Below are 12656 nucleotides of genomic sequence, written 5' to 3' on the forward strand. Positions count from 1 at the left end.
TCCTCGCATCGCGACCCGGTCGCTACGCTGGGAGCAGAACTGTTCTCGCCAGGTCCGCCGGGCACGACCACGACGTGGTCCCCGACCGGTCACGGGCACTGACGACGCAGCCAGCACAGTCGGGAGCAACCGACCATCTCGATCGTGGCCGCCATCGCGGCCGGGCCCAGCATCGACTCCGTCACCGCGTTTCCCGGGGTGCGGGACGTCGTGGCGCGCACGGCCCTCAGCCTGGCGACGGCCGTCCTCGCGCCGGCCCTGCTCTTCGCGTCGACGTTCGCCTGGCTGGGGCTCTCGGCGGCGGTCCTCGTCGCCCTCGCGTGGATGACGGGCGCCATCGGGTGGCGCCGCGCCCGTGGTCACCCGGTCTCCGGTCTGCTCCTCCTGACGCTGGGGATCATGACCGTCCGCTCGACCTTCACGCTGGCGACCGGCAACGCGTTCGTCTACTTCGTCCAGCCGGTCTTCTCCGACGCGTGCGTCGCGGCGATCTTCCTGGGGTCGCTGCTGACGCAACGGCCCCTGGTCGCCCGGCTCGCACCCGACTTCTACCCCATGGACGAGCACCTGGCCGCGCGCCCGGGGATCCAGCTGCTGCTGAGGCGACTGACCCTGATGTGGGGCATCGTGGTCGTCGTCAAGGGCAGCCTGACCCTCTGGCTGCTGGTGTCCCTGTCGACCGTGCACTTCGTCCTCTTCAAGGGTGCCGCGATCTTCGGGCTGACCCTGCTCGCGGCCGCGGCGACGATCACGATCGCGTCGCTGGTGGTGCGTCGCGAGCACCGCGCCCTGGTCGCGGTCAGCAGCCGCTGACGCCGTGCAGGATGTGCAGCACCAGCGACAGGAGTCCGCTGGTGACCGGGTGGCCACGCGTGAGGTCCCACGCGCGGATCCAGTCGGCGCCCGCGTAGGTGTGCCGCATCTCCGAGGTCCCGTCGCCGACCAGTGACAGCCGCAGCGTCAGGGGCACCCCGGGGATGGCGTCGGGACTCCGCAGCGTCCCGATCGGCGTACCGTCGAGGAACCAGGTGATGTGCGTCCCGGTCACCTCGGCGCCGTAGGAGTGCGCCTGCTGCTCGATGGCGACGCCGGTCTTCCGCGCCGCCCACGACCGCCGCCCCGCCGACGCCCCGAAGCCGACCTCGTGGCCGTCGGGCGTGAAGTCGGCGACCGTGATCGCCCGGGCGCACGCGCCCTTCACCTGGTTGGCCGGGACCAGCTCCGCCCGCACGTGGTAGTCGTCGCCGGCGTCCGCGAGGTCCCAGGCCCGCATCCGCACCTCCCACCGGCCGAAGGTCGCCGCGTTGCCGGTCAGGGTCGCCGTCGTCGTGCCGAAGTCGCCGCTGCCCGCGTCGCGCGGTCCCACGGTCCCGAAGCTGGACTCGAAGAACATCCCGCCGTTGTGCCGCCCGACGCGACCCGAGCCGGTCGAGGTCTCGCGCCACGAGCCGCGCTCGCGCTTCCCGCGGAACGGGGCGTCGGTGAGGGACTCGCCCCACTCGTAGCCGAAGTCGAAGAGGGGCTCGCCCCAGGTGAACCGCTGGCCGGCCGAGGTCGCCGTGGAGCCGCGCAGCGCCGGTGCCGGCGCGGCCGGCCTCGCGGAGGGGGTGCGGCCGTCGGCCGCGGCCACCTTGGGACTCGGCCCGTGGCCGGACCGGTCGTGCACGTAGACATAGGTCGGGAAGGACGGGTTCCAGCCGATCCGGCTGCCCGCCTTCCGCCACGCGTCGGCGCGAGCGCGGTAGACGACGACCCCTGCGGTGTCGACGGTCTGCCGGAAAGTCACGAGCCCGTTCGCCCCGACGGTGCCGCTGCCGACGCTCTTCCACGTCTTCGCGCTGACCCGTTGCTGCAGCGCGACGGTGCGACCGGCCAGGACCGGGCCGCCGTCGGGACTCGTGTCCACGGTGACCACGAACGGGTCGCCCGCCACCGCTGGATAGGACCGGAAGTCGACGTACCCCGAGCCGCCGACCTGGGCCGACCAGTGGCCGGAGGCGGGCCGGATGCCGACGGTCATCAGCTCGTCGACCGCGTGGAACAGGTGCCCCGGTGTCGGGCCGGACGGCGAGTTCACGCGCAGGCTGATGTTGTACATGGCCGGCGCGGGGTGGCTGAACGAGAAGTGCCCCGATGCGTCGGTGGTGTGCCTCGTCCCCTCGATCTTCGTCCAGGCGTCACCGGGCCGGTTCATGTTGAACTCGAGCCAGACCGCCTGGCGGCCGGTGCGCCCCAACGAGCCGGAGAACCGCAGTCCCTGGCCGGCGTAGTACTTGTCCAGCGAGACGTTGAGGCTCGCGGTCTGCCGCGCCGAACCCAGGTCCGCAGCGACGAGCGTCGCGGCGGCCCAGGTGGCGACCAGGCAGAGCAGGGTCAGCAGACGGAGGCGACGGTGAGCGGTCACGAAATGTCTAGTCGGCTCGCCGGGCACGGAGCTGCGGAGTAGGCGCGGCCCGGGACCCGAACCGTCCGATCGGCGCGGACGGCCTGGTCGATCCGGGCCATCCGGGCTGCCCGGCTAGCGTGGTCGGGTGGCCAACCGTCTCGCGGACGCGACCTCGCCGTACCTCCTGCAGCACGCGGACAACCCGGTGGACTGGTGGGAGTGGGGACCGGACGCGTTCGCCGAGGCCCGCGAGCGGGACGTCCCGGTGCTGCTGAGCGTGGGGTACGCCGCGTGCCACTGGTGCCACGTGATGGCCCACGAGTCGTTCGAGGACGAGGCGACCGCGGCGTACCTGAACGAGCACTTCGTCAACATCAAGGTCGATCGCGAGGAGCGCCCCGACGTCGACGCGGTCTACATGCAGGCGACCACGGCGATGACCGGGCACGGCGGCTGGCCGATGACGTGCGTGCTCGACCACGACGGCAACCCGTTCTTCGCGGGCACCTACTTCCCGGACCGGCCGCGGCACGGCCAGCCGGCATTCACGCAGGTGCTGCAGGCGCTGAGCGAGGCGTGGCGGGACCGGGGCGACGAGGTGCGGGGTGTTGCCGAGAACGTGCGTCAGCACCTGCAACGTGGTCTCGATACGCCGTCGCTCGTTCCTCGCGACGGCTACTCGACCAGCGGGGGGCCGGCGGTCGGCGCGGACGCGCTGGACCACGCGGTCGAGGTGCTGGCGAACGAGTTCGACGCGGCGGCCGGCGGGTTCGGCGGCGCCCCCAAGTTCCCGCCCAGCATGGTGCTGGAGTTCCTCCGCAGGCACGGGGGAGACCAGGCGCGGCACATGCTGGCGCGGACGACGGCCGCGATGGCGGGCAGCGGGATGTACGACCAGGTCGGCGGGGGATTCGCGCGGTACGCCGTCGACCGCGGTTGGGTGGTGCCGCACTTCGAGAAGATGCTCTACGACAACGCCCAGCTGCTCGGTCTCTACGCGCGGCTGGGCAACGAGCAGGGCCAGCGGGTCGCGCGCGAGACCGCCGATTTCATGCTCCGTGAGCTGCGCACGGCGGAGGGCGGCTTCGCGTCCGCGCTGGACGCCGACAGCGCACCGATCGGCGGCGGCAAGGCGGAGGAGGGGCTCTTCTACGTCTGGACCCCGGCCGAGCTGGTCGAGGCGCTCGGCGCGCAGGACGGCCGGTGGGCGGCGGAGCTGTTCGGCGTCACCGAGGAGGGCACCTTCGAGCACGGCACGTCGACGCTCCAGCTCCGTCACTACCCCTCCGACCCCCACGACCGGGCCCGGCTCGCCGCGGTCCGCGAGCGGCTGCTCGCCGTACGTGAGCAGCGGCCGCGGCCGGCGCGCGACGACAAGGTGGTCGCCGCCTGGAACGGGCTCGCCATCGCCGGGCTCTGCGACGCCGGGCTCCTCCTCGACGCACCAGAGTACGTCGACGCGGCCGTCGCGGCCGGCGAGCTGCTGGCCCGCCTGCACCTCGCCGAGGGCTCGCGCCTGCTGCGGGTGTCGAGGGACGGGGTGGCGGGGAAGCATGCGGGTGTGCTGGAGGACTACGGGTGCGTGGCGTCGGGGTTCCTGGCCCTCGTGCAGGCGACGGGCGACGCCCGCTGGCTGCACCTCGCCACCGGGCTGCTCGACGAGGCGCTCGCCGGCTTCCGGGCCGACGACGGCGGGTTCTTCGACACCCACGCCGACGCCGAGGCCCTGGTGGCGCGGCCGCGCGATCCTTCCGACAACGCCTCGCCCAGCGGGCTCAGCTCGATGGTGCACGCCCTCGTCGCCGCGCACGCGCTGACCGGAGAGGGCCGCTACCGCGACGCGGCGGAGGCTGCGCTCGCGACGGTGACCAACCTCGCCGAGAAGGCGCCGCGGTTCGCCGGGTGGTCGCTCGCAGCGGCGCAGGTGATGCTCGACGGCCCGCTCGAGGTCGCCGTGGTCGGACCGGCCGGCGCAGCGCGGGACGCGCTCGCTGCCCGAGCCCGTCGGCTGCCCGGCGCGGTGGTCGTCGTCGCCGACGAGCCGCGCGACGACGTACCCCTGCTCGCGGGGCGTACCGCCGTCGACGGCGCCGCGGCGGCGTACGTCTGCCGCGGCTTCGTCTGCGACCGCCCGGTCACCTCGCCGGACGACCTGGGCTGAGCCGTGGCGCAGGGGCGGGGGCGATGGCCGTGGGGCCTGCTGCTCATGGTCAGCGGCCTGGTGCTGCTCGGGCTGCTCTTCCACGCCCAGGACGAGCACCTGCTCGGCAGCCCGGCCCACGCGGGCGTCGGCGGCCCGCACGCCTTCCTCCAGCACCAGCCGGGCGACCCGGCCGACCCGGTGGCGTGGGACCCGTGCCGCGAGATCCACTACGAGATCAACCCGGACGGCGGCCCCGACGACGCCGCCGGGTTCGTGGCCGAGGCGATCACCGAGGTCCAGCAGATCAGCGGGCTGCAGCTCCACTACGACGGCACCACCGACCGCCGGCCCGACGAGTCCGGCGAAGCCTCCGCGCTGAGCCGGGCGCCGGTGCTGATCGCCTGGGCCGACGAGGACGAGGTGCCGTCGCTGACCGGTGACGTCGTCGGCGTCGGCGGGGCCGCCGCGCTGCGCTTCGGCAGCTGGTGGCGCTACACCACCGGCGGCGTCACGCTCGACACCGATCTGGGCGAGGACCTCGACTCCGGCGAGGCGCACGCCGTGCTGCTGCACGAGCTCGGGCACCTGGTCGGGCTCGATCACGTCAGCGACCCCAGCCAGCTGATGTTCAGCGAGACGACGTTCCAGGACGACTACGGTCCCGGTGACCGGGAGGGCCTCATCGTGCTGGGCGAGGGGCGCTGCGGATGAACGGCCCGCGGGCGCAGGCGCCGCAACCCCACCGGTTCTACGACGGCGGCTCGGACACCGAGCCGCCCGATCCGGCCCGGCCGTTCCAGATCGTCGTCGAGCGCGAGGTCGAGGGCGGCGCCGAGCGGTTCCGAATGCTGCGGCGGATCGCCTATCTCGACGACGAGTACGGCGAGATCCTCGTGCCCGAGGACCTGGCGACCTTCCGCACCGACTTCGCCTCGGTGCCGGACCTGTTCACCTGGCTGGTGCCCAAGACCGGCAACCACCTTCCGCCGGCGCTGGTCCACGACGGGCTGATCAACCCCGGCGGACCGGCGACGTACATCTCCACCGAGGGTCACGTCATCGACCGCGCCGACGCCGACCGCGTCTTCCGCGCGGGGATGCGCGACGCCCACGTGCCGCTGGTGCGGCGTTGGCTGGTCTGGTCGGCGGTCACCCTCGGCACGATCTGGAGCGGCTCGGCGGACTGGAGCCGCGGGACCCACCTGCGCTACCGCCTCGCGATGCTGGGCACGCTCGGCGTCGTCGTGGTCCTCGGCGTGCTGGCGACGCTCGACCTGCTCGACGTCGTCGACTGGGTGCCGTGGATGGGCGACCGGCCCTTCCTCGTCGAGCTCGCCGGCGGTGCCGCGGGCGCCGTCGTGATCCCGCTGCTGCTCGGGCTGACCTGGGGCCGGTTCCGGATCGCCGGCGTCATCGCCGGGATCGCCCTGGCCCTGCTGCTCCACGTCACGGTGGTCCTGGTCGGGATCACCCTGCTCTACAAGGTCGCCGAGCACCTCGCCGTACGCCGACCGCTGGCCCTCCTGGTGGCGACGGGCACCGTGGTGGCGTCGTGCGCCGTCTTCACCGCACTGCTGGTCGGGACCCGCTGGTAGTCCTCGCCCGCTCCTCGCCGGCCTCGATCTCGGCCAGCAGGTCGACGACGTAGCGGGCGAAGTCGATCTGGATCGTGTGCCGCGGACTGGCGTAGTACTGCGCCAGGTGCTCGGCCTCGTCCTTCGCCATGATCCGGACCTGCTCGTCGACCGGCGGGAGCGCGTACCTGCCCGCCAGCAGCCGCGCGAGCAGCTTGGACTGCTGCTCGGCGAGGTTGACGATCGTGGGTGAGGACTGGGCGAGGCCGAGGAAGTAGAGGTGGTCGACGCCCGGCTTGATCATCCGCTTGAACAGGGGGTAGCGGTGGTCGCTCGTCGGGTGCAGCTCGATCTCGTCCTCGTCGAAGAACGGGAACCGCATGTCGTAGCCCGTCGCGCAGACGATGACGTCGGCCTCGACTGTGCTGCCGTCCACGAGGTGCACCGTGCGGCCGTCCAGGCGCTCGATCGCCGGCAGCATGTGGATGTCGCCGGACCCCGCCCGGGTCAGGAAGTCCGCGCTGACCGACGGGTGCGCGGACAGCGGCTCGTGGTCGGGCTCGGGAAGGCCGTAGCTGCTCATGTTGCCGACCAGCTCGCGGATCAGCTGCCGGCTGGCAGCCAGCGCCTGCTCGCGCGGGATGTCCGGCGGCGCCATCACCTTGTCGGCCGCCTGCCCGTTCCGGTACTTCGGCAGCACCCACACGCCGCGCCGCGCCGAGACGTAGAGCGTCTCCGCCATCCAGCGGCTGGAGAGCTCGGAGGCGATGTCCATGGCGGAGTTGCCCATCCCGACGACGATCACCCGCTTGCCGCGCATCTCGACGGGCTCGAACGGGTTGATGTAGGCGTGGCTGTGGATCACCTCGCCGTCGAACGGGTCGCCCGCCCAGTCCGGAAGCCGCGGGCTCCAGTGGTGGCCGTTGGCCACGACCAGGTCCGTGTAGCGGCGGGTCTCCCCGGTCGAGAGGGTGACCTCCCAGCCGTCGTCCGTGCGCGCGGCGCGGTCGACGCCGGTCTCGAAGGTGATCGCGTCGCGCAGGCCGAAGTGGTCGACGTACGCCCGGAAGTAGTCGTGGATCTGGGTGTGGTGCGGGAAGTCCGGGTAGTCCTCGGGCGCGGGGAAGTCCTCGAACTGCAGCCGCTGCGTCGAGGTGTCGATGTGCAGCGACTCATAGACCGACGAGCGGCCGTTGGGGTTCTTGAAGTACCAGTTGCCGCCCACGTCGTCGGACAGCTCGAACTGGTCGTAGTCGATGCCGAACTCCTTGAGCCGCTTGGCCGTGGTGATCCCCGAGCAGCCGGCGCCGATGATGCAGACCTTCACCTCGCTCACGCGCCCGCCTCCACGCACTCGAACGCGGTCCGGACGTAGCCGTCGGTCCGCGGCGAGGCCCAGTAGTGGTCGTGCATCCGGTTCATCGCGTAGGCCACGGTCACCCGGCGCTCCAGGTCGTTGACGACGACGGAGCCGCCCCAGCCGGTCCACCAGCACACCCGTCCCTCCGGCACCGCCGGCGCCGCCGTCACGGGCAGCGCGTACCCGGTGCCCCAGCGCAGCGACACCGGCAGCACCCGGTCCGGTCCGTCGGCCTGGACGTCGAAGATCCGGTCGAGGGTCTCCTGCCCCAGCAGCCGTACGCCGTCGCGCTCGCCGCCGTGGGACACGACCGACTGGACCTGCGCGATCGAGCGCGCGTTGCCGTGCCCGTTGAGGCCTGCGAGCGAGGTGGACCGCCAGGCCGGCGTGAGGAGGACGGCGGGCACGTCCAGCAGGGGGTTGGTCACCGTGGCGAGGAAGAAGCTGTCCTCCGGCAGCGCCGATGCGACGTCCGCCGTCCGCGGCGGCTCCAGCTCGGCGATCCGGCCGTGCTCGGACTCGGGCACGCCGAGGTGGAAGTCGGCGCCGAGCGGCTCCGCGACGAGAGTCCGGAACTGGTCGGCGAGCGGCACACCGGTCGCGCCCCGGACGATGCCGTCGACCAGGTGGCCGTAGCTCATCATGTGGTAGCCGGACGAAGTCCCCGGCTCCCACCAGGGCTCCTGCTCGGCGAGCATCCGCTCCGAGCGCTCGAGGTCGAGCAGCCCGTCGGTGTCGAGCGGCTCGGTCCAGCCGGCGTAGCCGGAGGTGTGCGAGAGCACGTGGCGGACCAGCACCCGCTCGTCCCGGAAGCCGTCCCAGTACGTCGACACGGGCGCGTCCAGGTCGAGGACTCCCCGGTCGGCGAGCACCAGCGCCGTGAACGCGGCCATCGTCTTCGTCACCGACCAGACCTGGACGATCGTGTCCTCCTGCCAGGGCTCGCCCGGCCGGGCCTCCCCGCCCCACAGGTCGACGACCAGCTCGCCGTCCTGGAGCACCGCCAGCGACGCGCCGAGGTCGCTGCCGTCGGCGAGGTTGCTCGCCAGCAGGTCGCGCAGCGGCTCGAAGGCGGAGGCGCAGGTGCCGTGGACAGTGGCGCGGCCCTCGTGGGCGACGTACGTCATGGCGCCACTTTAGGAACACGTTCTAGTTCTGCGGAACCCCGTTGGTCGAGGAGGTCGCGCAGCGACCGTCACGAGACCCGTTGCGGAACCGGTCACAGGGGTACCGCCTCCGCATGGCAGCTGAGGAGGAGCGGCCCGGCGCCGGAGCGTGGGTCCCCGAGCGCCCGACGCCCGCACGTCTGCAGGAGGCCGTCCAGGCGTGCCGGGGTTGCGAGCTCTACCGGGACGCGACCCAGGGCGTGATGGGCACCGGCAACCGGGACGCGCCCGTCGTGCTGCTCGGCGAGCAGCCCGGCGACCAGGAGGACCGCAGAGGCGAGCCGTTCGTCGGCCCCGCCGGCAAGGTGCTCGACCGGGCGCTCGCCGACGCCGGCATCGATCCCGGCGACGTGTGGACGACGAACGTCGTGAAGCACTTCCGCTGGTCAGGCACCCGCGGCAAGCAGCGGATCCACAAGTCGCCCGCCCGCTACCACGTGGAGGCGTGCAGCCCGTGGCTGCGCGCCGAGCTGGAGATGGTGCGCCCGGCCGGGGTGGTGCTCCTCGGCGGGACGGCCGGCAAGGCGCTCTACGGCTCGTCGTTCCGGGTCGGTGAGTCCCGCGGCCGGCTCCTCGACTGGCCGGAGACGCTCCCGCTCGACGCCCCGCCGGAGTGGGTGCTGCCGACGACGCACCCGTCCGCGGTGCTGCGCACCGAGGGCCGCGACGAGGCGTACGCCGCGCTGGTGGCCGACTTCATGGTGGCCGCTGGGAAGTTGTAGCCCGGCGACGGACTCCCTCGAGGCGAGGTTCGGGCGGCCGCAGCATGACCCCCGGGGGCGGCCTTGCTGAATGTGTCCCTTCCCCGGGTTGGCACACCCAGTTAGGTCGAGCACCACCGGCACCAGGTGCCGGCTCTGCGTGACTTAGGCCAGATCGTGGCCTCCAAGCTGGATCAGTCGGCCGGGCGCGCCTCGTTGAGGACCGAGATCTTCTGCCAGATCTTGCGCGACATGCCGGTCGTCAGGGTCTCGATCGTGGAGACCGTGTCGAGCACGATCGCGTCGCGCGACTCCTCCGCGCACAGGGCGGCGACCTTGCCGACCAGGCTGAGCATCTCCGAGCAGTAGTCGAGGTAGTGCTCCAGCTGCCCGGGCCCCAGGTCCATGGCCGGGCTCACGGGCGTCGGGCGGAACGACGACCGCAGGCGCTCGGGATCCTTGGCGAGCTGGTGCATGTCGATGATGTGCGCCAGCGAGCGCAGCTTGTGGAGCAGGGCGAGGGTGTCGGCACGGCGTACGCGCTCCGGCACGCTGTAGAGGAACCAGATCGCGATCGAGGCGAACACCACGTCGTTGACGCCGCTCTCCAGGAGGGACAGCCACTCGACCTCGTGGTCGGGCCCGTCCACGATCGCCGAGTGGAGGACGAAGGCCAGCGCCGTCACGGTCGCCACCAGCACCAGGAGGACGAGAGTGCGCGAGCCCGCGCGCAACGCGCGCAGCCGGCCGCGGTTCACCGCGGCGCTCGCGCTGACCTCCTGCGTCATGGTCACCAGCTCGGTGGCCACCCGCTCCAGCCCCCGGCCGGGGAACCGCGCCGCGACGCGCTCGCGGAGCCGCTCGACGGTGACCAGGACCGGCTCGGCCTCGAGCCGGTGGAGAGCGGTTGCCACGATGCGCAGCCTAGGGCGCCGCGCACCTAACATTGCGGCCATGCTCGCGGTCGGCCGGTCGGTTCTCGACTGCGCGCACTTCGACGCCGACCGCTGCCGGTCGTGCACCTGGCTCGGACGGCCCTACGACGACCAGGTGCTCGCCAAGGAGCAGGCGGCCCGCGACGTGGTGCGCGCGGTGCTGGACGGGCGCCCCGAGCCGGAGTGGCTGCCGCCGGTGCGCAGCCGGCCGGACGGCTTCCGCAGCAAGGCGAAGATGGTCGTCACCGGCACCGCCGACGCGCCGCGCCTGGGCATCTGGGACCCGCGCCGCGGCGGGGTGGACCTGCGGGACTGCGCGCTGCACACCCCGGGCATCGTCGCGGCGCTGCCGGTCCTCGCCGCCTTCGTGACCCGCGCCGGGCTGGCGCCGTACGACGTCCCGGGCCGCAGCGGCGAGCTCAAGCACGTGCTGGTCACCGAGTCGCCCGGGGGCGAGCTGATGGTGCGCTGGGTGCTGCGCTCGACCGAGGCCGAGGCGCGGATCCGCAAGCACCTGCCGGCGCTGCTGGTCGAGCTGCCGTCGCTGCGTGTGGTCACGCTCAACATCCAGCCGGTCCCGGCCGCGGTCATCGAGGGCGACCGCGAGATCGTGCTCACGGACGAGGCGACGCTCCCGATGCTGCTCAACGGCATCACCCTGCACCTCGGGCCGCGCAGCTTCTTCCAGACCAACACCGACGTCGCGGCGGCGCTCTACCGGACCGCGCGGTCGTGGGCCGGAGGCGTGAGCGCGAGCCGGGTCTGGGACCTCTACTGCGGCGTCGGCGGCTTCGCGCTGCACCTGGCCGCGCCCGGTCGCCGGGTGACCGGCATCGAGCTCAGTGCCGACGCGGTGCGCGCGGCGGCGCGGGGCCGCGACGACGCCGGTCTCGGCCGGGAGCGGGTCGGCTTCGCGGCGGGCGACGCGACGTCCTACGCCGCGACCGCCGGTCCTGAGCACCGCCCGCACCTGGTCGTCGTCAACCCTCCGCGGCGCGGCCTCGGCGCGGAGCTGGCCGGATGGCTCGAGGGCTCGGACGTCCCGCACGTGCTCTACTCCAGCTGCAACCCCGAGACGCTGGCCCGCGACCTCGCGGTGATGCCGTCCTACCGCCCGGTGCGCGCCCAGCTGTTCGACATGTTCCCTCAGACCGCGCACGCGGAGGTCCTGGTGCTGATGTCCCGTGACTGACACCGCCGACCCCCTGGTCGAGGTGGCCGTCCGCCGGCCGGCGCTCGCGATCCTCGCGCTCTCCCTGGGCGGCTTCACGATCGGCACCACCGAGTTCGTGACGATGGGCGTGCTGCCGGACGTGGCCGACGGCGTGCACGTGTCCGTGCCGACCGCCGGCTACGTGATCTCGGCCTACGCGCTGGGCGTGGTGGTCGGCGTGCCGATCCTCGCGTTCTTCGGCGCCGCCGTGCCCCGGCGCGGGATGCTCGTCGGCCTGATGACGGCCTATGCCGCCTTCAACCTGCTGAGCGCGGTGGCGCCGGGCTTCCACGTGCTGCTCGCCGCGCGCTTCCTCGACGGGATGCCGCACGGGGCGTACTTCGGCGTCGCCAGCCTGGTCGCCGCGAGCCTGGTGACCCCCGCGCGCAGGGGGCGCGCCGTCGCGAGCGTGATGCTGGGCCTCTCGGTGGCCAACGTCGTCGGCGTGCCCGCTGCCACCTGGCTGGGCCAGCACGCGGGCTGGCGGTCGGCGTACCTCGTCTGCGCGGTGCTCGCTGCCGTCACCGTCATGGCGGTGCTCGCCGTGGTCCCGTCGGTGCCGGGCGACAGCGAGGCGAGCGGCCGACGCGAGGCCCGCGCGTTCTTCACGAGCCTGCAGGTCTGGCTGACGATGGCGGTCGGCGCTGTCGGCTTCGGCGGGATGTTCGCGGTCTACTCCTACATCGCGAAGACCGTGACCGACGTCGGCGGCCTCGACCGCGACGTGGTCCCGGTGTTCGTGCTCGCGCTCGGCCTCGGGATGGTCGTCGGCACCTGGCTCGCCGGCGAGCTCGCGTCGTGGTCGGTGTTCCGCAGCCTGCTGATCGGCTCGGGCGGCGGGATCGTGGTCATGGTGGCCTACTACTTCGTGGCGCCGGCGGGCTGGGCGCTGCTGCCGGTCGCGTTCCTGGTGACCGCGGCGGGCTCGGTCCTCGTGGTCAACCTGCAGCTGCGGCTGATGGACGTCGCCGGTGAGGCGGTCACCCTCGGGGCCGCGATGAACCACGCCGCGCTCAACATCGCCAACGCCCTCGGCGCCTGGCTCGGCGGCCTGGTGATCGCGGGCGGCTGGAGCTACCGCGCGCCGGCGCTCGTCGGAGCCGTGCTCGGAACGCTGGGCCTCGGGCTGCTGCTGTGGTCGGCGGTCGCCCACCACCGGGCGACGCCCGCCCGGTGAC

General features: G+C 73.0%; 11 protein-coding genes. 7 read left to right on the top strand and 4 right to left on the bottom strand.

Annotated features, from left to right (window positions below):
* Nucleotides 1-144: 144 nt before the first annotated feature.
* Nucleotides 145-813, top strand: a complete 669-nt coding sequence (locus ABD709_RS02545; RefSeq protein WP_344772219.1) for a VC0807 family protein — start codon at nucleotides 145-147, stop codon at nucleotides 811-813.
* Here the strand turns inward: ABD709_RS02545 and ABD709_RS02550 are convergent.
* Nucleotides 800-2404: a LamG domain-containing protein gene (locus tag ABD709_RS02550; RefSeq protein ID WP_344772220.1), complete on the bottom strand. Its 1605-nt coding sequence runs from the start codon at nucleotides 2402-2404 to the stop codon at nucleotides 800-802. The two genes, ABD709_RS02545 and ABD709_RS02550, sit on opposite strands and share 14 nt — an antisense overlap.
* 127 nt (nucleotides 2405-2531) lie before the next feature.
* On the opposite strand from ABD709_RS02550, the gene ABD709_RS02555 reads away from it, so the two are divergent.
* Genes ABD709_RS02555 through ABD709_RS02565 form a run of 3 tightly spaced genes read left to right on the top strand, consistent with a single transcriptional unit; the run spans nucleotide 2532 to nucleotide 6124 of the window.
* A complete protein-coding gene (locus ABD709_RS02555) occupies nucleotides 2532-4547 on the top strand; it encodes a thioredoxin domain-containing protein (RefSeq protein WP_344772221.1) in 2016 nt (671 codons plus the stop codon).
* A gap of 3 nt (nucleotides 4548-4550) precedes the next feature.
* Nucleotides 4551-5240, top strand: coding sequence for a matrixin family metalloprotease (locus ABD709_RS02560; protein WP_344772222.1), 690 nt, complete (start codon nucleotides 4551-4553; stop codon nucleotides 5238-5240).
* The gene (locus tag ABD709_RS02565) at nucleotides 5237-6124 is read left to right on the top strand and encodes a DUF1353 domain-containing protein (protein ID WP_344772223.1); all 888 of its coding nucleotides are present in this window, start codon (nucleotides 5237-5239) and stop codon (nucleotides 6122-6124) included. The genes ABD709_RS02560 and ABD709_RS02565 overlap by 4 nt, the downstream gene beginning before the upstream one ends.
* Here the strand turns inward: ABD709_RS02565 and ABD709_RS02570 are convergent.
* Nucleotides 6093-7439 (bottom strand): flavin-containing monooxygenase, encoded by a 1347-nt coding sequence (locus tag ABD709_RS02570; protein WP_344772224.1) that lies wholly within the window; start codon nucleotides 7437-7439, stop codon nucleotides 6093-6095. The two genes, ABD709_RS02565 and ABD709_RS02570, sit on opposite strands and share 32 nt — an antisense overlap.
* The gene (locus ABD709_RS02575; protein ID WP_344772225.1) at nucleotides 7436-8590 is read right to left on the bottom strand and encodes a serine hydrolase domain-containing protein; all 1155 of its coding nucleotides are present in this window, start codon (nucleotides 8588-8590) and stop codon (nucleotides 7436-7438) included. The genes ABD709_RS02570 and ABD709_RS02575 overlap by 4 nt, the downstream gene beginning before the upstream one ends.
* A gap of 113 nt (nucleotides 8591-8703) precedes the next feature.
* Here ABD709_RS02575 and ABD709_RS02580 point away from each other — a divergent pair, with 113 nt between their 5' ends.
* Complete coding sequence (locus tag ABD709_RS02580; RefSeq protein WP_344772226.1) at nucleotides 8704-9351, top strand: UdgX family uracil-DNA binding protein; 648 nt, start codon at nucleotides 8704-8706, stop codon at nucleotides 9349-9351.
* A 173-nt stretch (nucleotides 9352-9524) separates the two neighbouring features.
* Here ABD709_RS02580 and ABD709_RS02585 read toward each other — a convergent pair whose 3' ends face one another.
* A complete protein-coding gene (locus ABD709_RS02585; RefSeq protein ID WP_344772227.1) occupies nucleotides 9525-10244 on the bottom strand; it encodes a hypothetical protein in 720 nt (239 codons plus the stop codon).
* A gap of 40 nt (nucleotides 10245-10284) precedes the next feature.
* Between ABD709_RS02585 and rlmC the strand changes: the two genes are divergently transcribed.
* Both rlmC and ABD709_RS02595 read left to right on the top strand, forming a co-directional pair.
* On the top strand, nucleotides 10285-11457 hold the full coding sequence (rlmC, locus tag ABD709_RS02590; protein ID WP_344772228.1) for a 23S rRNA (uracil(747)-C(5))-methyltransferase RlmC: 1173 nt from the start codon (nucleotides 10285-10287) through the stop codon (nucleotides 11455-11457).
* Nucleotides 11450-12655 carry an MFS transporter gene (locus ABD709_RS02595; protein ID WP_344772229.1) on the top strand — a complete coding sequence of 402 codons (1206 nt, stop codon included), beginning with the start codon at nucleotides 11450-11452 and terminating at the stop codon, nucleotides 12653-12655. Before rlmC ends, ABD709_RS02595 begins: the two co-directional genes overlap by 8 nt.
* Nucleotide 12656 lies beyond the last annotated feature (1 nt).

The sequence above is a fragment of the Nocardioides panacisoli genome, assembly GCF_039537325.1.
Classification (GTDB): domain Bacteria; phylum Actinomycetota; class Actinomycetes; order Propionibacteriales; family Nocardioidaceae; genus Nocardioides; species Nocardioides panacisoli.

What these genes read in the sequence shown, in the direction of transcription:
- ABD709_RS02565 (WP_344772223.1), top strand. Translation starts at nt 5,237, where the DNA reads ATGAACGGCCCGCGGGCGCAGGCGCCGCAACCCCACCGGTTCTACGAC.
- ABD709_RS02575 (WP_344772225.1), bottom strand. Translation starts at nt 8,590, where the DNA reads ATGACGTACGTCGCCCACGAGGGCCGCGCCACTGTCCACGGCACCTGC.
- ABD709_RS02580 (WP_344772226.1), top strand. Translation starts at nt 8,704, where the DNA reads ATGGCAGCTGAGGAGGAGCGGCCCGGCGCCGGAGCGTGGGTCCCCGAG.
- rlmC (WP_344772228.1), top strand. Translation starts at nt 10,285, where the DNA reads ATGCTCGCGGTCGGCCGGTCGGTTCTCGACTGCGCGCACTTCGACGCC.